Annotated in this window: 23 protein-coding genes; 9 read left to right on the forward strand and 14 right to left on the reverse strand. The window is 65.5% G+C overall.

Features of this window, described 5'->3' with window-relative positions:
- The first annotated feature begins 4 nt into the window (after nucleotides 1-4).
- The 4 genes from thiC (at nucleotide 5) to V6R86_RS03150 (ending at nucleotide 4,458) form a co-directional block, all read left to right on the forward strand.
- A complete protein-coding gene (thiC, locus tag V6R86_RS03135) occupies nucleotides 5-1,864 on the forward strand; it encodes a phosphomethylpyrimidine synthase ThiC (RefSeq protein WP_338502028.1) in 1,860 nt (619 codons plus the stop codon).
- A gap of 122 nt (nucleotides 1,865-1,986) precedes the next feature.
- Nucleotides 1,987-3,123 carry an alpha/beta hydrolase fold domain-containing protein gene (locus V6R86_RS03140; protein ID WP_338502030.1) on the forward strand — a complete coding sequence of 379 codons (1,137 nt, stop codon included), beginning with the start codon at nucleotides 1,987-1,989 and terminating at the stop codon, nucleotides 3,121-3,123.
- A 181-nt stretch (nucleotides 3,124-3,304) separates the two neighbouring features.
- Nucleotides 3,305-3,712, forward strand: a complete 408-nt coding sequence (locus tag V6R86_RS03145) for a hypothetical protein (protein WP_338502032.1) — start codon at nucleotides 3,305-3,307, stop codon at nucleotides 3,710-3,712.
- 125 nt (nucleotides 3,713-3,837) lie between these two features.
- Nucleotides 3,838-4,458 carry a YbhB/YbcL family Raf kinase inhibitor-like protein gene (locus tag V6R86_RS03150; RefSeq protein ID WP_338505384.1) on the forward strand — a complete coding sequence of 207 codons (621 nt, stop codon included), beginning with the start codon at nucleotides 3,838-3,840 and terminating at the stop codon, nucleotides 4,456-4,458.
- Nucleotides 4,459-4,523: 65 nt separating this feature from the next.
- Here V6R86_RS03150 and V6R86_RS03155 read toward each other — a convergent pair whose 3' ends face one another.
- The 6 genes from V6R86_RS03155 to V6R86_RS03180 form a co-directional block, all read right to left on the reverse strand.
- The gene (locus V6R86_RS03155) at nucleotides 4,524-4,958 is read right to left on the reverse strand and encodes a hypothetical protein (protein WP_338502033.1); all 435 of its coding nucleotides are present in this window, start codon (nucleotides 4,956-4,958) and stop codon (nucleotides 4,524-4,526) included.
- Nucleotides 4,955-5,491: a hypothetical protein gene (locus V6R86_RS03160; protein ID WP_338502035.1), complete on the reverse strand. Its 537-nt coding sequence runs from the start codon at nucleotides 5,489-5,491 to the stop codon at nucleotides 4,955-4,957. The genes V6R86_RS03155 and V6R86_RS03160 overlap by 4 nt, the downstream gene beginning before the upstream one ends.
- Before the next feature lie 116 nt (nucleotides 5,492-5,607).
- Complete coding sequence (locus V6R86_RS03165) at nucleotides 5,608-6,228, reverse strand: YdeI/OmpD-associated family protein (protein WP_338502037.1); 621 nt, start codon at nucleotides 6,226-6,228, stop codon at nucleotides 5,608-5,610.
- Nucleotides 6,225-6,728, reverse strand: a complete 504-nt coding sequence (locus tag V6R86_RS03170) for a hypothetical protein (RefSeq protein WP_338502039.1) — start codon at nucleotides 6,726-6,728, stop codon at nucleotides 6,225-6,227. Before V6R86_RS03170 ends, V6R86_RS03165 begins: the two co-directional genes overlap by 4 nt.
- Nucleotides 6,729-6,806: 78 nt before the next feature.
- Nucleotides 6,807-7,088, reverse strand: a complete 282-nt coding sequence (locus tag V6R86_RS03175; RefSeq protein WP_338502040.1) for a DUF427 domain-containing protein — start codon at nucleotides 7,086-7,088, stop codon at nucleotides 6,807-6,809.
- Between the two features lie 49 nt (nucleotides 7,089-7,137).
- A complete protein-coding gene (locus V6R86_RS03180; RefSeq protein WP_338502042.1) occupies nucleotides 7,138-7,458 on the reverse strand; it encodes a zf-TFIIB domain-containing protein in 321 nt (106 codons plus the stop codon).
- A 115-nt stretch (nucleotides 7,459-7,573) separates the two neighbouring features.
- Here V6R86_RS03180 and V6R86_RS03185 point away from each other — a divergent pair, with 115 nt between their 5' ends.
- A complete protein-coding gene (locus V6R86_RS03185; RefSeq protein WP_338502044.1) occupies nucleotides 7,574-7,834 on the forward strand; it encodes a hypothetical protein in 261 nt (86 codons plus the stop codon).
- A 90-nt stretch (nucleotides 7,835-7,924) separates the two neighbouring features.
- Here V6R86_RS03185 and V6R86_RS03190 read toward each other — a convergent pair whose 3' ends face one another.
- The 4 genes from V6R86_RS03190 to V6R86_RS03205 form a co-directional block, all read right to left on the reverse strand.
- The gene (locus tag V6R86_RS03190) at nucleotides 7,925-8,269 is read right to left on the reverse strand and encodes a PilZ domain-containing protein (RefSeq protein WP_338502046.1); all 345 of its coding nucleotides are present in this window, start codon (nucleotides 8,267-8,269) and stop codon (nucleotides 7,925-7,927) included.
- Between the two features lie 84 nt (nucleotides 8,270-8,353).
- Nucleotides 8,354-8,878, reverse strand: coding sequence for a peroxiredoxin (locus V6R86_RS03195; RefSeq protein WP_338502047.1), 525 nt, complete (start codon nucleotides 8,876-8,878; stop codon nucleotides 8,354-8,356).
- A gap of 42 nt (nucleotides 8,879-8,920) precedes the next feature.
- A complete protein-coding gene (locus V6R86_RS03200) occupies nucleotides 8,921-9,418 on the reverse strand; it encodes a 1-acyl-sn-glycerol-3-phosphate acyltransferase (RefSeq protein WP_338502049.1) in 498 nt (165 codons plus the stop codon).
- Between the two features lie 185 nt (nucleotides 9,419-9,603).
- Nucleotides 9,604-10,014: a DUF1810 domain-containing protein gene (locus V6R86_RS03205; protein ID WP_338505386.1), complete on the reverse strand. Its 411-nt coding sequence runs from the start codon at nucleotides 10,012-10,014 to the stop codon at nucleotides 9,604-9,606.
- Between the two features lie 298 nt (nucleotides 10,015-10,312).
- Between V6R86_RS03205 and V6R86_RS03210 the strand changes: the two genes are divergently transcribed.
- From V6R86_RS03210 to rplT, 3 genes are all read left to right on the forward strand, one after another.
- Nucleotides 10,313-10,963, forward strand: coding sequence for an SDR family oxidoreductase (locus V6R86_RS03210; RefSeq protein ID WP_338502051.1), 651 nt, complete (start codon nucleotides 10,313-10,315; stop codon nucleotides 10,961-10,963).
- A gap of 140 nt (nucleotides 10,964-11,103) precedes the next feature.
- Nucleotides 11,104-11,307 (forward strand): 50S ribosomal protein L35, encoded by a 204-nt coding sequence (gene rpmI, locus V6R86_RS03215; RefSeq protein ID WP_114227521.1) that lies wholly within the window; start codon nucleotides 11,104-11,106, stop codon nucleotides 11,305-11,307.
- A 13-nt stretch (nucleotides 11,308-11,320) separates the two neighbouring features.
- Entirely contained in the window at nucleotides 11,321-11,710 is a 390-nt protein-coding gene (rplT, locus tag V6R86_RS03220; RefSeq protein WP_338502057.1) for a 50S ribosomal protein L20, read from the forward strand.
- 62 nt (nucleotides 11,711-11,772) lie between these two features.
- Here rplT and V6R86_RS03225 read toward each other — a convergent pair whose 3' ends face one another.
- From V6R86_RS03225 to V6R86_RS03240, 4 genes are all read right to left on the reverse strand, one after another.
- Nucleotides 11,773-12,678: a DUF5996 family protein gene (locus V6R86_RS03225; protein ID WP_338502058.1), complete on the reverse strand. Its 906-nt coding sequence runs from the start codon at nucleotides 12,676-12,678 to the stop codon at nucleotides 11,773-11,775.
- The gene (locus V6R86_RS03230) at nucleotides 12,665-14,737 is read right to left on the reverse strand and encodes a malate synthase G (protein WP_338502060.1); all 2,073 of its coding nucleotides are present in this window, start codon (nucleotides 14,735-14,737) and stop codon (nucleotides 12,665-12,667) included. The genes V6R86_RS03225 and V6R86_RS03230 overlap by 14 nt, the downstream gene beginning before the upstream one ends.
- An 88-nt stretch (nucleotides 14,738-14,825) precedes the next feature.
- The gene (locus tag V6R86_RS03235) at nucleotides 14,826-16,421 is read right to left on the reverse strand and encodes an isocitrate lyase (protein WP_338502062.1); all 1,596 of its coding nucleotides are present in this window, start codon (nucleotides 16,419-16,421) and stop codon (nucleotides 14,826-14,828) included.
- Nucleotides 16,422-16,481: 60 nt separating this feature from the next.
- Nucleotides 16,482-16,685, reverse strand: coding sequence for a DUF4170 domain-containing protein (locus V6R86_RS03240; protein WP_338502064.1), 204 nt, complete (start codon nucleotides 16,683-16,685; stop codon nucleotides 16,482-16,484).
- Between the two features lie 129 nt (nucleotides 16,686-16,814).
- Here V6R86_RS03240 and V6R86_RS03245 point away from each other — a divergent pair, with 129 nt between their 5' ends.
- Nucleotides 16,815-18,218: a helix-turn-helix domain-containing protein gene (locus V6R86_RS03245; protein ID WP_338502066.1), complete on the forward strand. Its 1,404-nt coding sequence runs from the start codon at nucleotides 16,815-16,817 to the stop codon at nucleotides 18,216-18,218.

Raw genomic sequence — 18,218 nt, forward strand, 5'->3', positions numbered from 1 at the left:
AGACATGGCTGACGTACCCGCTCGCACTGAACTCAAGGTCACCACCGGCCCGATCCGCGGCTCGAAGAAAATCCACGTCGGCCCGCTCAAAGTGGCGATGCGGCAGATCCACCTCGAGCCCTCGTCCGGCGAAGCGCCCGTTACGGTCTACGACCCCTCAGGCCCCTACACCGACCCCGATGCGCGGATCGACATCATGGCTGGCCTGCCCGAGCTTCGCCGCGACTGGATCCGCGCCCGCGGCGACGTCGAGGAAGTGACCCAGCGCGAAGTCCGCCCCGAAGACAACGGCCAGCTCGGCCCCGACCGCTCGGGCGGCGTCGCGCCCTTCCCCAACGTCCGCAAGCGCGTGCTCCGCGCCCGCACCGGCGCCAACGTCACCCAGATGCACTATGCCCGCCGCGGCATCATCACGCCCGAGATGGAATATGTCGCGATCCGCGAGAACCTCGGTCGCGAGCAGGCGCTTAAGGCACCGCGCGACGGCGAAAGCTTCGGCGCCGCCATCCCCGACTTCGTCACCCCCGAATTCGTCCGGGACGAAGTCGCCCGCGGCCGCGCGATCATCCCCGCCAACATCAACCACCCCGAAGCCGAGCCGATGGCGATCGGCCGCAACTTCTTGGTCAAGATCAACGCCAACATTGGCAATTCGGCCGTCGCCTCCGACGTCGCGGCCGAAGTCGACAAAATGGTCTGGTCGATCCGCTGGGGCGCGGACACGGTGATGGACCTCTCCACCGGCCGCAACATCCACGACACGCGCGAGTGGATCCTGCGCAACTCGCCGGTCCCGATCGGCACCGTCCCCATCTATCAGGCGCTCGAAAAAGTCGGCGGCATCGCCGAGGACCTCAACTGGGACATCTTCCGCGACACGTTGATCGAGCAGGCCGAACAGGGCGTCGACTATTTCACCATCCACGCCGGTGTCCGCCTGCCTTACGTACCGCTGACCGCCAAGCGCGTCACCGGCATCGTGTCGCGCGGCGGCTCGATCATGGCCAAATGGTGCCTTGCCCACCATCGCGAAAGCTTCCTCTACGAACGGTTCGACGAGATCTGCGAGATCATGAAGGCCTACGACGTCAGCTTTAGCCTCGGCGACGGCCTCCGCCCCGGCTCGATCGCCGACGCCAATGACGAAGCGCAGTTTGCCGAGCTCTTCACGCTTGGCGAACTGACCAAGAAAGCGTGGGAGCATGACTGCCAGGTCATGATCGAAGGCCCCGGCCACGTGCCGATGCACAAGATCAAGGAGAATATGGACAAGCAACTCGCCGTCTGCGGCGAAGCGCCTTTCTACACGCTCGGGCCGCTCACCACCGACATTGCGCCCGGCTACGACCACATCACCAGCGGCATTGGCGCGGCGATGATCGGCTGGTTCGGGACGGCGATGCTTTGTTACGTCACGCCCAAGGAGCATCTCGGCCTCCCCGACCGCGACGACGTCAAGGTCGGCGTCGTCACTTACAAGCTCGCCGCCCACGCCGCCGACCTCGCCAAGGGCCACCCCGCCGCCAAGGTCCGCGACGACGCCCTCTCCCGCGCCCGCTTCGAATTCCGCTGGCGCGACCAGTTCAATCTGTCGCTCGACCCCGACACGGCCGAGGAATATCACGACCAGACATTGCCCGCCGAAGGCGCCAAGACCGCGCATTTCTGCTCGATGTGCGGGCCCAAATTCTGCTCGATGAAGATCACGCAGGAAGTCCGCGACTTCGCCGCCAAGCAGAACGCCCCACTCGAAAACAGCATCGCGGTCGAAGAAGCCGAGCAAGGCATGGCCGCAATGAGCCGCGTCTATAACGAGACCGGGCGCGAGCTTTACATCGGCTCGGGTGGGCGCGAGCACGACTGACCGGAGAGAGTCCGGTCGTCCCGTGACGGCCGGACCATCCCCGTCGACTGTGCGGGCAGGCGAGGGAACCCGGCGCACCCGCCGCGATTTAACTTCCTGATCACCAACAGGAAGTTTCCCTAATGACAATGAATTCCACGTTCCGTGCGTTCGCCCTGTCGACGCTCGCCCTCCCCGTGCTCGCGCTTGGCGCCTGCTCGACCATGCCCGGCATGGCCATGACCGACCCGATGAGCATGACCTCGCCGCGCGACGCCAATGCCGCCCCGCCGCCCGTTCCCACCACCGCGATGACCACCCCGCCCCGCGCCAGCGCGGACATGCAGGCCGTGCTCGACGCACTCGCCTCGCTCCAGCCGCAACCGCTGACCGCCATCACCCCGGCGACGGCACGCACGCAGCCTTCCTTCGCCGACGCCTATGCCAAGGTCGTGGCGCAGCGCGGCATGATGCTCAAAACGAACGCGGTTACCACGACCGAAATGGCCTATGGCAGCGATCCCGAGCAGAAAGTCCGGGTCTACCGCCCCGCCGGCACCACCGAACGGTCGAACCTGCCGGTAGTCGTCTATTATCACGGCGGCGGCTGGGTCATCGCCGACCTCGACGTCTATGACGCCGCCCCGCGCGCGATCGCCGAGCGGATGCGCGCGGTCGTGGTCTCGGTCGAGTATCGCCATGCGCCTGAAGACAAGTTCCCCGCGCAGCACGAAGATGCGGCGATGGCCTACAAATATGTCCTCGACAATGCCGCGCGCTGGGGCGGCGACACCCGCCGTCTCGCGACACTCGGCGAAAGCGCGGGCGGCAATCTCGCGGTCGCCACCGCCATCTACGCCCGCGACATGCGCTGGCCGATGCCCGACCATATCGTCTCGGTCTATCCAATCGCCAATTCGACCCCGAACCTCCCCTCGCGGATCGACTCGGCGCAGGCCAAGCCGCTCAACACCGCGGCGCTCAACTGGTTCGGCTATTACTACATGCGGACCAAAGCCGACGGGCAGGACCCCCGCCTGAACCTCGTCGCCGCCAACCTGCGCGGGCTTCCGCCGACCACGATCATTAACGCTGAGGCCGATCCGCTGCGCTCGGACGGCGAAACGCTGGCCGCCGCAATGCGCCGGGCAGGCGTTGCGGTCGAACAGCGGACCTGGGCCGGCACCACGCACGAATTCTTCGGCATGGACAAGGTCGTGCGCGGCGCGCGCGAAGCACAGGACTGGGCCATCACGCGGATGCAGGCCTCGATGCGCTAAACTCCGGCGGGTCACGCGGCGCCCTTATGCGGACGCTGCGTGACCCGGTCACGCCAGACGCCTCGGCCGCCCCGCAGCCGCAAAGCCGCCGCATCCCTGACCCTCCCACAACCGCGCATTCAGGCGCGATGCGTGGTCACCGGCCTAATCCTTCTCCATCGCAGTTCGAAGGAGAAGAGCCATGAACAAGCGTCTGATCATCGCCGCCGCCACCCTCGCCACCGGGCTTGCCGCCGCCACCCCGGCCGCGGCGCAGCAGTGGCGCTGGAACGAAGGCAATTGGCGGACCATCGGCACCACCCGCGTCGACGGCCGCGACACCGACACCGTGGCGCTCCCCGGCATCACCCGCCAGCGCGAGATCCGCGTCTGCGCGCTGAACGCCCCGCTGCGCCTGCGTGATTTCGACATCCGCTTCGCCAACGGCGCCCGCCAGGACGTCAACACCCGCGCCGTCCTCAACGCCGGCACCTGCACCCGAGCGGTCGACCTCAGCGGCAACCGCCGCGACGTGACCGCCGTGCGCCTCCGCTACGAGCCGGTCGCCCTCCGCGCCGCCCGCCCGGTGGTCCGCATCCAGGTCCGCTAAGCGAAGCCACCCTCTCCCCCCGCGGGAGAGGGTCGGCTCGGCGCAGCCGAGCGGGAAGAGGGGGGCGAGCGGACAGCCGTGGCAGCCCCCGCATCCACTTCCCACCCCCGTGCGTTCCCTTGCCCATGCTCGAAAACATTCCCCACTGGCTCGGCGCAGCCCTCTCCGGCCTCCGCGCCGGCCACGACAAGCTGACCCTCTCGCGGCTCGACCTCACCGGCGCCGAGACGCTTCATCTCTCCAGCCCCGCCTTCGCCCCCGGCGGTCGCCTTCCCCCGCGCTTCACTGCCGATGGCGAAGGCATCTCTCCGCCATTGGTCTGGGGCGAGCTTCCGCCCGGCACCGACAGCCTCGCGCTGATCGTCGAAGACCCCGACGCCCCCGCCCCGCGCCCGCTGGTCCACGCCATCGTCGTCGACATCGCGCCTGCGCTCGGGAGCCTGGCCGAAGGCGCGATCCGGCCCGACGGCGACGGCGCCGACGGCAAGGACGTCGGCACCAACTCCTATTTCGCCCAAGGCTGGCTCGCCCCCGATCCCCCGACCGGCCACGGCAGCCACGACTATGTGTTTCAATTGCTCGCGCTCAGCGCCGGCGACAGCGGCGATCCCAGCCCCGGCCGAGGCGATTTCCTCGAGCGGGTCGAGGGCCGCATCCTTGGCGCGGGGGTGTTGATCGGGACCTATTCGCGGGAAGAGGAAGCGCCGGTGGGTTCGGTTGGGGGTGCGGCGTCAATAACAGCCTGATTATTTCGGAAGGTATCTCGGAAGATCTGACATCATAGGAGTGCATTTAATAGTGGCATTGCACGTCAGAAGGGCACGTCATCATCTAAATCGTCAAAGGGCCTCGGGGGCTGAACACGCCTCGAAGCAGGTGAAGCGTCGAGCTCGTGTAGCATGCTATTGATCACTTCCTCCGAACCAACGGCTCTTCGGTAAGCCATAGTCCGTAAGTCTCGTATGAAATCCCACCAATCTTTTTGCCCCGTTGAGGGCTTCGTTCCGATTCCAAGCGTGCCACCATATATCGAATCGACTGTTTGCTTGAATCCATTGAGTATTTTCACAAAAAAGTATTTGTCACCATCTACATCCACTTCAGAGCATATCTGGATGTAGCCTTGGCCAATGCTTGCCTCACAAGCGTCGAGGTCATCATCGAATCTCCATTCAACTTCCCCGTTGGCCGTTTTCTTATAAACTGCTTCGCAAAGCGCGCGTAGTGGCGCGGCGGGATCAGTCATTTTTGTAATTCCTGCCTTAGAGCAAAACCAATCTTCGTGGTTATGTCCGTGTAGTTCCTAAGCGCCTCATCTTGCCCTCGAGGTGGAAGTGCATCGGCATTGGTCGAGACGCGCTTTCGAAGCCCTTCGCAGATTTTAGCCATCTCCGAAGTATGACGCTTCATGACCTCCCGATCTTCTGAAGAAATCGCCTCTCCAGCATGAGATATACGGAGAAACATTTCAATCAGCTGCTCGTAAAGCGGTATTAGATCCTTTGCGCTTCTGGCGATTAACACGGTCCGAATCGAAGAAATAGTTTTGCGAGCTCCCGCAATCTCTTGAAGTGTATCAAAAGACGAAACTTTCAACTGCACCTTTTGAATTGCAGCTCGAGTTGCTTCAGCTTCGCTTTTGAGGCCGCGCAATTGTTCAAGCGCGATACGCAGGCCCCATAACGTAAGGAAGAATCCAATCAGCCCTAGCGTGAAGCCGACGAGATTGAGAAGCACAGCGTTCTGAGGCACTATGAAGTATTCCGTCAAACGCTGCATCAGTCAGCGCTCGACCTGTCTCTGGACCGCTCTAACGGAAGCTCAATATGGCGACAGTCGGCTATCACGGTGAGTAATCTTTCGAGGAAACTCGACATCGTCAACCGGCTTAGTTCTCACAAATTGCTTGTTCCCGACGAATGCGGTGGCGATCCAATTAGTTCGAGGACCGTCTTCACCGCCACCGCCCGCTTCTCCACCCCCCGCACCTGATGCAGCCTGTACAGCACCGAATACCGCTCCCCGCCCCTCAGCGCCTCGAACTCCGCCTTGGCTACCGGGTCCGCCTCCAGCGCCGCGGCCAAATCCGCCGGCACTTCCATCCGGCTCGCCGGCGGATAAGCCGCCGCCCAGCGCCCATCCGCCTTCGCCGCCTCGATCTGCCTGAGCCCACCCGGCCGCACCCGCCCCTCGTTCAGCAGCACCTCGGCCCGCTCGACATTGATCAACGACCATTTCGACCGCGCCCGGCGCGGGGTGTAGCGCAGCAGGAAGAAGCGCTCGTCGAACCGGTTCTTCAGCCCGTCGATCCAGCCGAAGCACAGCCCGGCGTCGATCGCTTCCTGCACGCTGACCGACCGCTCCCCGCTGCCCTTCTTGGCGAACTGGAGCCAGAGGCCCGGATGCTCCGCCGGCTGCGCTTCAAGCCACCGCTCCAGCGCTGCCGCATCCTCGAACAACAGGATCGGCAACCCGCCGCGTGTCACCTCCCCGCCCATCGCAGCGCCCTCCCTCACCCGGCCAGCTTGCTCGCCAAGATCCACACCCACACCGCCGCCGTCAGCGCGCCGCCGACGAAGGTCAGGATCACCGCGCGCCGCAGCAGCCCGGTCTGGACGTCGATCGAGCGGACGAAGGCGGCCAGCAGGCGGGTGCGCAGGGCGTCGGGCGTGCAGTCCGCCGCGCCCTCGACGTCGAACTCCTCGCCGAGCAGCAGCCCGCGCAGGACGGTGCCGCAGGCCAGCACGAACGGCACGATCCCGATCAGGCTGGCGATCGTCGCCGCCGGATGGCTCACCACATCGAGGCTGAGCGGCGCGCCGGGCGAGGCGGACACCGGATGCGTGCCGATGGTGATCAGCAGCGCGTTGAACGCCAGCATCGCGCCCATCCGCACCGACAGGTCGAGATCGCGGTTTTCCAGATATTCGAGGTCGGCGATGAACCCGCTGTCGGGCGTCCCGCCGTGGATTTGCTGAAAGGCGCGAAGGCGGTGGCGGAACGAACGCTTGGTCATGCGGGGCAAAAAGCCATCGCTTCGCCCCGCCTGTCCAGCCCCTTCCGACCCGCCTGAAGTCTCGTCAAGCCGGGCGCCTCACCGCACCTCGACGCCCTTCCAGAACGCGACCCGGTCCTTGATTTCCTTCGCCGCGTCCTTGGGCTCGGGATAATACCAGACCGCGTCGCGGTTCTCGGCGCCGTTGGCTTCGATCGAATAGTAGGATGCCGTGCCTTTCCAAGGGCAGACGCTGGTCGTGGTGCTGACCTGCAGCACGCCGGGCGTCACCGCGGCGATCGGGAAATAGGCATTGCCCTCGACGGTGACGATATCGTCACTGCGCGCGATCAGCGTGTCGTTCCACCAGGCTTCGGCCATGATATTCTCTTTCTCTTCTGGGCAAGCCACCGGCTCACCGGGGCTGTTGTCAGTCGAAGATCTGCTCGAGGAAGCTCTTCTTCCGCTTGTAGCCTTTGTGCCCGTAACGCGGGTCGTGGCCGTAAGGCTGCTGCGGCGGATAGCCAGGCTGCGTCCACGGACCGCCCTGCGGCGACATCGGCGGCGGCGGGGTCTGCGGGGCCTGGGGAACCTGGGTCGGCGCGTCGGCTTCGACCGATTTGGCGATGATCTTGTCGAGCTCGCCCCGGTCCAGCCACACGCCGCGGCATTCGGGGCAATAATCGATCTCGATTCCGGATCGCTCGCTCATCTGCAAGGTGTTTCCGTCGACGGGGCATTTCATGGCCATTTCCTCCTTAGCGCCTAGGGCCAAGGTAGGAGGGCGGCGGGGTCACACAAGGCGGCCGGCGCAGCGCTGCCGGCCCGTCTTTCCTAATAGGATTTGGCCTGCTCTATCCTCAACGATGCGCGACACGCCTGCCCCTTCCCGCCCCGGCTGGACGCCCGAACGCCAGCTCGTCTTTCTCCATTGGCTCGAACGCACCCGCTCGGCGAGCGCGGCGGCGGCGCATGCCGAGCTCAGCCGCGAAAGCGCGCATCGCCTCCGCGCGCGTGATCCGGGCGGGCTGTTCGCGCTGATGTGGGCCGACATCATGGCTCGCCCGTTCCGGATCGATTACGGCCACCGCCGCCCGCTGGGTCACAGGGTGAGACCTTTTGTGTGACCCTGACGCGGCGCTGTTTCCCTCGTGCGGTGGCCGGGTCACGGGTCACGGCGAATGGGCCGCCCTATGTGACCTTGGTGATCCTGGAGCTTAGCCGCGCATCCTCGCGCCCAGCGCCTGCCCCCGCCGCGCCAGGTCCGCGACATCGCGGGGGTCGAGCTCGGCGGCAAAGGCGAGGCCCGCCAGCCGCCCGTCGCGCCAGCGCACCATTCCCTGCGCGCCCGCTCCGCCCCAGTTCAGCGTGACCACCGCGCCCGCTACGACCAACGCCTGCCCGCAATCGATCTTGGCCCCGCCCGCCGACAGGTCGACGATCTGCACCGGATACCGCCGCCCGCCGAGAATCAGAAAGGCCGGCAGCGCGACGCTGACCCGCGGATGCTGCCGTTGGTCGACGAAGCGGTCGGGCTCGGCGGAGGCGGGGAGGGCGGTCATCGGCGGTCCATGGCGAAAGCCGCTGTATCGCGCTGCTGCCTTCCAAGAGGTAAAGGACCGCCCCCGCTTCGGAGCGTTCGGGGCTTATTTGCGGCGCAGCGCCTGCACCGCCGCCAGCGTCTTGGCGACATGGTCCTTCCAGCTGAGGTCGGAATGGACGAACACCACCTGCCCGTCGCGACCGATGACATAGGAGGTGCGGTTGCTCATCGGGCGCGATGGCAGGGTCACGTCATAGGCCTTGATGAGGTCGGCGCTGGCGGTCGCGACCGGGAATTGCCCGCGGCAGGCTTCGACGCTGAATTTCTTGAGCGTGTCCATCCCGTCGGCGCTGAGGCCCACGACCCGCGCCCCGGCCTTGCGGAACGCCGGCACCGCATCGCTGAACGCCTTGGCTTCGAGCGTGCAGCCTTCGGTGAACGCCTTGGGATAGAAATACAGCACCACCGGTCCATGCTTCAGCTGGTCCTTGAGGTGCAGCGTGAACGGCTTGCCGTTGAGCGCGCCCATGGTGGTGAAGTCGGGCGCCTTGGCCCCGACCGGCAGCGCGGCGTGAAGCGGGGCGGCGGCGGCGAGCGCCAGCAGGGCGGCAAGGGCGAAGCGGCGCATCGGCAGGTTCCTTCGGGGGTGCGGTGGTGGTCGGCCCGAAGCCTAGGCCGCCCCGCGCGGCCCGTCCATGCCGCTGCCATCCGGGAACAGCACCTTGCCGGGAAAGCGCGGCACGAGCGTGCGGAAGAAGTCGAAGGCGGGCGCGAGATCGGCTTCGGGATCGCCGGTCGGCATGATCGGCGCCCCGAAGATCGCGACCTTGCGGATGTAGTCGGGCCCGCCCGGGACGATCGGCACCCCGGCGGCCAGCGCGATGCGGTAAAAGCCCATGCGCCAGTCAGTGGTCGGCTCACGCGTTCCTTCGGGCGCGATCACCAGCAGCATCCGCTCGGCCTCGATCAATCGCCTCGACACTTGCGACACGAGGTCGTTGCGGACCGTGCGCTCGACCGGGATCCCGCCCAGCCCTTTCATGAAGCGGGCCATCGGGCCCCAGCGGAACAGGCTTGCCTTGCCGATGTAGGACGCCTCGACGCTCATGGTCTCCATGGCGCCGAGAAAGACCAGGAAGTCCCAATTGCTGGTGTGCGGCCCGCCCATGATTACGGCCTTTGGCGGCAGTGGCAGAACGCCCTCACAGCTCCACCCGCCCCGCCGAAACCAGTTGACCAGCCCCTGCTTGACCAGGCGGGCAGGCGGCGAAAGAGGCGGTGGCGGCGTCGGCACGACCCCGTAACAACTCCGATCCGGGCCTTATGGCAAGCGGAACCGCGAGACGTCTGTGTTCAACCCACCATCGCCAGCGTCCGCCGATCCCGCTCACCGCCATAGAATACGTCCAAAGCGCGCGCGAACAACGGGCCGCCGCCGGCCGCTTCGAACAGGGTCAGGCTGCTGTGCAGCTTGATCGCATCGACCACGCCCATCACCTCTGCGGCGGTGCGGCGCCCGGCATGGGTCAGCAAGGCCGCCACGCATTCACGCAGGCGGGCGCCAAGAACTGGATGCGCGAGATACGCACGTGCCTCGTCGATTTCCTCAAGGCCATAACGGTCGGCCATCATGCTGTGCCCCAGACCGCGTAGTTGCGGCAGGACGAACCACATCCAGTGGGTCCGCTTGGCGCCCGCACGAAGCTCGGCAAGCGCAAGGTCGTAGACGCCGCTTTGCGCAGCGACGAAGCGGGCGAGGCTCAGCCGGTAAGGGCTGGCACGATCCACATCGCCGACATGGCCACGATGATGAGCAGCAGCGAGATGATGAGTATCCAACGCACAACCCCTTCCTGTCGTGCCCCGGTCACCTGCTCCGCATTATAGTGACGCTCGTCCGCACTCATGTCGGCCTCCCTTCTTGAAAGAACGAAGAAGCACCCTGTTTACCGTAAACGCGCGTATCCAGCCAGCGGTTCGCCACGGCACAAAGGGCAGGAGCTTTGGCCGCTCCGTGCGTTATCGCTGCCACAACAGCAAAGACCGGAAAGCGACCTCACCCATGCCCACTCTTCTCGTCACCGGCGCCAATCGCGGGCTCGGCCTCGAATTCGTCCGCCAGTATCGCGAGGCGGGCTGGGAGGTGATCGCCACCGTGCGCGAAAGCTCGCCCGAGCTCGAGGTGCTGGGCGCCGAAATTCGCACCCTCGACCTGACCGATGCCGAGGCGGTAAGCGCAGTGCGGGCAGGCCGGCCGCTCGACCTCCTGATCGCCAACGCCGGCACCTACGGACCGCGCGATGTCGGCGAAGCGGACGGCGCCGAGGAGTGGCTCGACACCTTCGCCGTCAACACGGTCGCGCCCTATCTCCTCGCCAAGGCCCTGTTGCCCGAGGTGAAGGCGGCGCAAGGCAAGCTCATCGTGGTCAGCACCCGCATGGGCTCGCTCGAGGACAATAGCTCGGGCGGGTTCCTCGCGTATCGCTCCAGCAAGACCGCGCTCAACATGGCGTGGAAGACGCTGGCGCTCGCCAATCCCGATCTGGCCGTGGCGATGCTGCATCCGGGCTGGGTGCAGACCCGAATGGGCGGTAGCAATGCGCCGGTGACTCCGGAGCAGAGCATCGCCGGCATGCGCAAGGTGATCGACGGGTTGAGCGCCAAGGACAATGGCGCCTTCTATGATTACGAGGGCAACACCGTCCCTTGGTGAGCCCCGCCCTTGCCAATCGCCCCCTCGGCGGCTAGGGGGCCCGCTTTCCAGATCGTTGGAAAAACCACCCGGCCGGCCAGTGAGGGCTGCCGTGTCAGGTGAGAAACGTCGCCCGCATGTCGGGCAGCACAGGAGACGAAATGCCCAAGCTCAAGACCAAGAGCGGCGTCAAAAAGCGCTTCAAGCTCACCGCCACCGGCAAGGTGAAGCACGGAGTCGCTGGCAAGCGCCACCGGCTGATCAGCCACAACGCCAAGTACATCCGCCAGAACCGCGGCACCGAAGTTCTCGCAGTCGCCGACACGGCGCGCGTGAAGCTCTGGGCCCCCTACGGTCTCAAGTAAGGAGTTCTGACAGATGGCACGCGTCAAAAGGGGTGTAACCACCCGCGCCAAGCACAAGCGGATTCTTGATCAGGCGAAGGGCTATTACGGCCGCCGCAAGAACACGATCAGAATCGCTCGCCAGGCAGTCGAAAAGGCCGGGCAGTATGCCTACCGCGACCGCAAGGTGAAGAAGCGGAGCTTCCGCGCCCTGTGGATCCAGCGCATTAACGCTGCGGTTCGCGCCGAGAACCTGACCTATGGCCAGTTCATGCACGCGCTGAAGCTTTCGGGCATCGACCTCGACCGCAAGGTCCTGGCCGACATGGCCATGCACGAAGGCGCCGCGTTCAGCGCGCTGATCGCGCAGGCCAAGAATGCGCTCCCTAACGGTGGCGATCGCTCGGCTCAGGCCGCCGCGTAAGCGTCTCGCTTCGGTGAACAGATGAGGGCGTTCCGGGCAACCGGGGCGCCCTTTTCGTTTGGTCAGGGGGCGATCGGCTCGCGTTCCAGCGCGGCGCGGTCCCATTGCGCCAGATCGGCCGCGGCGACGTAGGTTTGCTTGAGGAAGTTCAGCAGGGTGTCCGCAGGGTCGGCTGTTGAACGCACCTCGGCATAGGGCAGCACGAACTCGCCCAGCCCCGCGTCGAAGGCGCCGTGGCTGACCGCCGCCTCGGCAAACCCGTCGGGCGCGGGATAGGCATAGCTGTAAAAGATCGGGTCTGCTCCGAACGCCCCGCCCGGCCAGAAACCGGCGCTCGACACCTCGTGGCTATAGGCCTCGCGGGTGATGCGGTCGGGGAGGCCAGGCACTCCGCCGGGATGATCGGGTGCGGGCCGGCCGGAGAAGCGGGTTACCGCAAGATCGAAGCTGCCCCACCAGAAATGCACCGGGCTGACCTTGCCGGCGAAGCCCGCGCGGAAGGTCTCGAACACCGGAACGACGACCCGCAACGCCTCGCGCAGCCGCACCGCACTGTCCTCGCGATAGTCGATCGGGCGCTCGTCCTCCGCGAAGGGCACGGCATCGGACAACTCGTTGGGCGTCCCGTGGAAGCGGCTCGGCAAGCCGTGGCGGTCCAGCATGTCGATCAGTTCGGCATGCAGCGCTGCAATGCTCGGCTGCGCAAGCGGCACACTATCGCTGCGCCCGTCGCTGACCAGCAGGTGGATGCGGTGATTGCACAGGTCGAGCGACAGCGAGAAGCGTCCGCCTTCCGCCGCGATGGGCAATGTCGCCAGCCCATTGGCGGCTGGCTGCAGCGCGACGTGCCAGCCGTGATTGACCCAATCACTATGCGCGACCCGCAGCTTGCCGAGCATCTGGCTGGCCAGATGCAGCACGCGCCACGTTCCCGCATCGCGGGCGGGGTCGAGTTCAGGCCACTCCATCGCGCTCCTTCACCTTGGCACGATAAGCGTGAAGCAGCGGCTCCGTATAGCCGTTTGGCTGCTCCAGCCCTGCGAACACCAACGCGCGGGCGGCCTGAAACGCCAGGCTCCCCTCGGGATCGGAGGCCATCGGACGGTACAGCGGATCGCCGGCATTCTGCGCGTCGACCTTGGCCGCCATCCGCCGCAGCGAGGCCTCGACCTGCTCGGCGGTGCAGACCCCGTGCAGCAGCCAGTTGGCGAGGTGCTGCGAGCTGATCCGCAGCGTCGCTCGGTCCTCCATCAGTCCGACGTCGTGAATGTCGGGCACCTTGGAACAGCCGACGCCCTGATCGACCCAGCGGACGACATAGCCGAGGATGCCCTGGCAATTGTTGTCCAGCTCTTCGGCAATCTCTTCTTCCGACCAATTGGTACCGGGGGCGAGCGGGATAGTGAGCAGGTTGGTAAGCGGCGGGATCGTGCTATCGGCCAAGTCGCCTTGCCTCGCGAACACGTCGACCTGGTGATAATGCATCGCGTGCAGCGTCGCCGCGGTCGGGCTCGGCACCCAGGCCGTATTCGCCCCGCTCCTGGGATGACCGATCTTCTGCTCCAGCATGTCGGCCATCCGATCGGGCGCTGCCCACATCCCCTTGCCGATCTGCGCCTTGCCGCTGAAGCCGCAGGCCAGCCCGATCGCGACGTTGCGCGCCTCATACGCCTTGATCCAGGCGCTCTCCTTCATGCCCGCCTTGCGGATCATCGGCCCGGCCAGCATCGAGGTGTGCAGTTCGTCGCCGGTGCGGTCGAGGAAGCCGGTGTTGATGAAGAAGATGCGGTCACGCACGGCATGGATGGTCGCGGCGAGATTAGCGCTCGTTCGCCGCTCTTCGTCCATCACCCCGACCTTGATGGTATGGCGCTCTAGGCCGAGCAAAACCTCCACCGCATCGAACAGATCGTTGGTGAAGGCGGCTTCTTCGGGCCCGTGCATCTTGGGCTTCACGATATAGATCGACCCCGCACGGCTGTTGCGATGCGAGCCCAGCCCACGCAGGTCGTACAGCGCGATCAGGCTGGTGACGATCGCGTCGATGATTCCCTCAGGCGCCTCGCTGCCGTTGGCCAGACGAATGGCGGGGTTGGTCATGAGGTGGCCGACGTTGCGCACCAGCAGCAGACTGCGCCCCGGCAGCGTGACGTCGGCGACCTTGCGATCGGGGTTCATCGTCCGTTCGAGCGTCCGGCTGCCCTTGTCGAAGCTCGCCGACAGATCGCCGCGCATCAGGCCCAGCCAGTTGCGATAGGCCGCGACCTTGTCCTCGGCATCGACCGCTGCGACGCTGTCCTCGAGATCGCAAATGGTACTGAGCGCGCTTTCGAGGATCACGTCGGCAATGTGCAGGGGATCGTCCCGGCCGATGGGGTGATCGGAATCGATCAACACTTCGATGTGAAGGCCGTGGTGCTGGAATAACACTGCCTTGTGATCGCGGGCGACCAAGTTCGTGTGGTCGCTCCCTTGCACCGCGTCTTTCCAGCCGGGAAGCGTTTCATCGAGGAAGCGCCGTGCCGCCGCGACGACCTCGGCCCCTCGTGCCTGGTCATAGGCTCCGCCCGGCGGCGTGCTGCCCATAGCGTCGGTGCCATAAAGGGCGTCGTATAGGCTCCCCCACCGCGCGTTGGCGGCGTTGAGGAGAAAGCGCGCGTTGAGGATCGGCACCACTAGCTGCGGACCCGCCAGCGTAGCGATCTCCGCGTCGAGCTCGCGCGTGCCAATGTTGAAGGGCGCGGGCTCATCGACCAGATAACCAATCTCGCGCAGGAAGCCTTCGTACGCCGCCGGGTCGTGCGGCTTGCCGCGCTGCTCGCGATGCCAGGCATCGATCGTCACCTGCATCTCGTCGCGCTTGGCCAGCAACGCGGCATTGCGCGGCGCGAAGTGGCCGATGAGCTTCGCCACGCCGTCCCAGAACCCCGCCGCCTCGATCCCCAAGCCTGGCAGCACGTCCTCGTCGATGAACGCGGCAAGGATGGGATCGACGGTGAGTTGATCGGCGGTGGCGGGCGCAGTCATGGACGCGGACTTCCTTTAGCGAATGGGAAACGGCGGCCCGGGACGAACGCCCGGACCGCCGCGCTGGGGACTCTTTACCAGGCGCCGATCAAGCGGCGAACTGGTTCATCGTATTGTTGGCGCCGCCGGCCTTGAGCGCGGCTTCCCCGGCGAAATATTCCTTGTGGTCATCGCCGATGTCGGACCCCGACATATTCTGGTGCTTCACGCAGGCGATGCCCTGGCGGATCTCTTCGCGCTGCACGTTCTTGACGTAGCCGAGCATCCCCGCGTCGCTGAAATACTCGCGCGCAAGATTGTCGGTCGACAGCGCTGCCGTGTGATAGGTCGGGAGCGTGATGAGATGGTGGAAAATCCCCGCCCGCGCCGCCGCATCGCGCTGGAAGGTGCGGATGCGCTCGTCCGCCTCGGCGCCAAGCTCGGTGCCGTCATAGTCGACACTCATGAGTTTGGCGCGGTCGTAGGCCGACACGTCGCGGCCGTCCGCTGCCCACGCATCATACACCTGCTGACGGAAGTTCAGCGTCCAGTTGAAGGACGGCGAATTGTTGTAGGCGAGCTTGGCGTTCGGCACGACCTCGCGGATGCGGTCCACCATGCCGGCGATCTGCTCGATGTGCGGCTTTTCCGTCTCGATCCAGATGAGGTCGGCGCCGTTCTGCAGCGACGTGATGCAGTCGAGGACGCAGCGATCTTCACCGGTGCCAGAGCGGAATTGGAACAGCCCCGACGCCAGCCGCTTGGGCCGCATCAGCTTGCCGCCGCGGTTGATGAGGATGTCGCCATTGGCCTGCGCGACGTCGTCGATCTCTTCGCAATCGAGGAAGGCGTTATACTGGTCGCCGATATCGCCGGCTTCCTTGCTGACCGCGAACTGCTTGGTGAGGCCGGCGCCGAGCGAATCGGTGCGCGCGACGATGATGCCGTCCTCGACGCCCAGTTCGAGGAACGCGTAGCGCACCGCCCGCAGCTTCGCGATAAAGTCCTCGTGCGGCACGGTGACCTTGCCGTCCTGGTGACCGCACTGCTTTTCGTCCGAGACCTGGTTCTCGATCTGGATCGCGCAAGCGCCCGCTTCGATCATCTTCTTGGCAAGGAGATAGGTCGCCTCGGCATTGCCGAAGCCGGCGTCGATGTCGGCGATGATCGGCACGACATGGGTTTCGTGCGCGTCGATGGCCTTGAGCAGGCGCTGCTCCTCGACCTCGTTGCCTGCCGCGCGCGCCTTGTCGAGATCGCGGAACAGCAGGCTGAGTTCACGCGAATCGGCCTGACGGAGGAAGGTGTAGATTTCCTCGATCAGCGCGGGGACCGAGGTCTTTTCGTGCATCGACTGGTCGGGCAGCGGCCCGAACTCTGAACGAAGCGCGGCGATCATCCAGCCCGAGAGATACAGGTAACGCCCCTTGGTCGTCCCGAAATGCTTCTTCACCGCGATCATCTTCTGCTGCGCGATGAAGCCGTGCCAGCAGCCGAGCGACTGCGTGTAAACCGCCGGATCGACGTCATAGGCGGCCATGTCGAGGCGCATGATGCCGGCGGTGTAGCGGGCGATATCGAGGCCGCACGCGAAGCGGTTCTGAAGGCGCATACGCGCGACCGCTTCGGCATCGATGCCTTTCCACGGATCGCCATTGCCGCCGATAAGCTGCGCGGCGGAACTGATTTCGGACTGATAGGACAAACTCTTACCCCCTGAAACGATGTCGCCGGACGGGCGGCGGCCTTGGTTAGTCAAAGATTGTCAGGCGCGCGCGGCGCTCGGTTCCATGGCGATGGTGTAGCGTTCGGTCGCCGCGCACTTGTCGCGAAACGTCAGGCGCTGCCATTCCATGCGGGCCTTGAGTTCGTCGCCGAACGGACCGCAGATTCGCTCCGTGCCGGGCTCGATCTCGCTGAAGGCGCAGTCGCGATATTCGCCGCCGATGACCCAATAACGCTGACCCATGTCGGGCTCCTCAAAATGAAATGTCGTGACGCCTTGAAACATTGCCAGCGCGAGTCGGGCTCGGCGAAAAAAGCTCATTTGTCATATCGTGACTTGTAGGATTGTAGCGACGTTGACAGAATACAGGTCATGGCGAACAAGCTTTTCCTCGGCGCGCGATTGAAGCGTCTCCGCCGCGACCGCGGTCTGCAGCAAACCGCCATGGCGGGCTTACTTGGCATTTCTCCAAGCTATCTCAATCACCTGGAGCGCAACCAACGCCCGGTGACCGCGGCTGTCTTGCTGCGCCTGGCCGAGCGATTCGAAGTGGATATCCGAAGCTTCGCCAGCGACGGTGGGGAGCAGGGGTCGGCCGAACAATTGTCCGAAGTATTTGCCGACCCGATGTTCGCCGACCTCCAGATCGGCCGGCAGGAGATCGTCGAGCTGGCCGATAACAGCCCCGGAGTCGCGGAAGGCGTCACCCGCCTCTACACCGCGCTACGCGAACGGCGGCTGGCGCCGACGGCGATCGGTCCCGACGACGACGAACGCGCGCTGATCACGCCCGAGACGTGGGTTCGCGACTTCATCCAGTCGCGCGCCAATCATTTTCCCGAGCTCGAGGAAGGTGCCGAGACACTGGGCGGCGCCCTTGGCGACCCGCTGTCGGTCGCCGAACCGCTCCGCCGCCGGCTCAAGGAAGCCTATGGGGTGTCGGTCACGGTGGTCGGGCCGGAGGAATTGCAGGGCGCGAGCCAGGTCTATGATCCGGAACGCCGCCTGCTGATGCTGTCCTCGCTGCTACGACCCGAGAACAAGACCTTCGGCATCGCCTACCAGCTCTCCCTGCTAGAATTTCATCCGATCATCGCCCGATTGCTCGACAGCGCGCGGCCGCCCGATGCGGGCACCCGCCACCTTCTCCACATGAGCTTCGCCAATTATGCGGCGGGCGCGATCATGATGCCCTATGGCACGTTTCTCGCCGCCGCCGAGCGCTTCCGTTATTCGATCGACCGCCTCACCGCCGAGTTCGGCGCGAACGTCGAGCAGGTGTCGCACCGTTTCACCACCCTCGGCCGGCCGGGCGCCCGAGGCATTCCGTTCTTCATGCTGCGGATTGATCCCGCCGGAAATGTGTCCAAACGCTATGCGGGCGAGCGCTTCCCGTTTTCGCGCTTCGGGGGCACCTGCCCGCGCTGGAACCTCCACGTCGCCTTCCAGTCGGCGGGCCAAGCGGTGACCCAGTTGATCGAAACACCCGACGGCCACCGCTACTTCACCGTTGCCCGAACCATCGAACGACCGATCCGCAGCGCCTTGTCGGGCGGCCTTCTCGCCATCGGTCTGGGGTGCAGCATCGAACATGCGCACAAGCTGCATTGCGCCGAAGGCATCGATCTCGACCGCGCGCCGGTGACTCCGGTCGGTCCGGCCTGCTCGATCTGCCCGCGCCTCGACTGCGCCTTTCGCGCCACCCCGCCGGCGGGCGCGCAGCTTGCGGTCCACGAAAATCGCAAGACCATCTCGCCCTATCCGTTCGTGGCCTGA

It is taken from the genome of Sphingomonas kaistensis, from assembly GCF_036884275.1.
GTDB lineage: Bacteria > Pseudomonadota > Alphaproteobacteria > Sphingomonadales > Sphingomonadaceae > Sphingomicrobium > Sphingomicrobium kaistense_A.

Excerpts from the sequence above, each read along its gene's own strand:
- V6R86_RS03155 (WP_338502033.1), bottom strand. The coding sequence starts at position 4,958 with ATGACTGATCCCGCCGCGCCACTACGCGCGCTTTGCGAAGCAGTTTAT.
- V6R86_RS03210 (WP_338502051.1), top strand. The coding sequence starts at position 10,313 with ATGCCCACTCTTCTCGTCACCGGCGCCAATCGCGGGCTCGGCCTCGAA.
- V6R86_RS03190 (WP_338502046.1), bottom strand. The coding sequence starts at position 8,269 with ATGACCGCCCTCCCCGCCTCCGCCGAGCCCGACCGCTTCGTCGACCAA.
- V6R86_RS03140 (WP_338502030.1), top strand. The coding sequence starts at position 1,987 with ATGACAATGAATTCCACGTTCCGTGCGTTCGCCCTGTCGACGCTCGCC.
- V6R86_RS03145 (WP_338502032.1), top strand. The coding sequence starts at position 3,305 with ATGAACAAGCGTCTGATCATCGCCGCCGCCACCCTCGCCACCGGGCTT.
- V6R86_RS03150 (WP_338505384.1), top strand. The coding sequence starts at position 3,838 with ATGCTCGAAAACATTCCCCACTGGCTCGGCGCAGCCCTCTCCGGCCTC.
- V6R86_RS03180 (WP_338502042.1), bottom strand. The coding sequence starts at position 7,458 with ATGGCCATGAAATGCCCCGTCGACGGAAACACCTTGCAGATGAGCGAG.
- V6R86_RS03230 (WP_338502060.1), bottom strand. The coding sequence starts at position 14,737 with ATGACTGCGCCCGCCACCGCCGATCAACTCACCGTCGATCCCATCCTT.
- V6R86_RS03185 (WP_338502044.1), top strand. The coding sequence starts at position 7,574 with ATGCGCGACACGCCTGCCCCTTCCCGCCCCGGCTGGACGCCCGAACGC.
- V6R86_RS03225 (WP_338502058.1), bottom strand. The coding sequence starts at position 12,678 with ATGGAGTGGCCTGAACTCGACCCCGCCCGCGATGCGGGAACGTGGCGC.
- rplT (WP_338502057.1), top strand. The coding sequence starts at position 11,321 with ATGGCACGCGTCAAAAGGGGTGTAACCACCCGCGCCAAGCACAAGCGG.
- thiC (WP_338502028.1), top strand. The coding sequence starts at position 5 with ATGGCTGACGTACCCGCTCGCACTGAACTCAAGGTCACCACCGGCCCG.
- V6R86_RS03245 (WP_338502066.1), top strand. The coding sequence starts at position 16,815 with ATGGCGAACAAGCTTTTCCTCGGCGCGCGATTGAAGCGTCTCCGCCGC.
- V6R86_RS03240 (WP_338502064.1), bottom strand. The coding sequence starts at position 16,685 with ATGGGTCAGCGTTATTGGGTCATCGGCGGCGAATATCGCGACTGCGCC.
- rpmI (WP_114227521.1), top strand. The coding sequence starts at position 11,104 with ATGCCCAAGCTCAAGACCAAGAGCGGCGTCAAAAAGCGCTTCAAGCTC.
- V6R86_RS03200 (WP_338502049.1), bottom strand. The coding sequence starts at position 9,418 with ATGGGCGGGCCGCACACCAGCAATTGGGACTTCCTGGTCTTTCTCGGC.
- V6R86_RS03160 (WP_338502035.1), bottom strand. The coding sequence starts at position 5,491 with ATGCAGCGTTTGACGGAATACTTCATAGTGCCTCAGAACGCTGTGCTT.
- V6R86_RS03170 (WP_338502039.1), bottom strand. The coding sequence starts at position 6,728 with ATGACCAAGCGTTCGTTCCGCCACCGCCTTCGCGCCTTTCAGCAAATC.
- V6R86_RS03175 (WP_338502040.1), bottom strand. The coding sequence starts at position 7,088 with ATGGCCGAAGCCTGGTGGAACGACACGCTGATCGCGCGCAGTGACGAT.
- V6R86_RS03195 (WP_338502047.1), bottom strand. The coding sequence starts at position 8,878 with ATGCGCCGCTTCGCCCTTGCCGCCCTGCTGGCGCTCGCCGCCGCCGCC.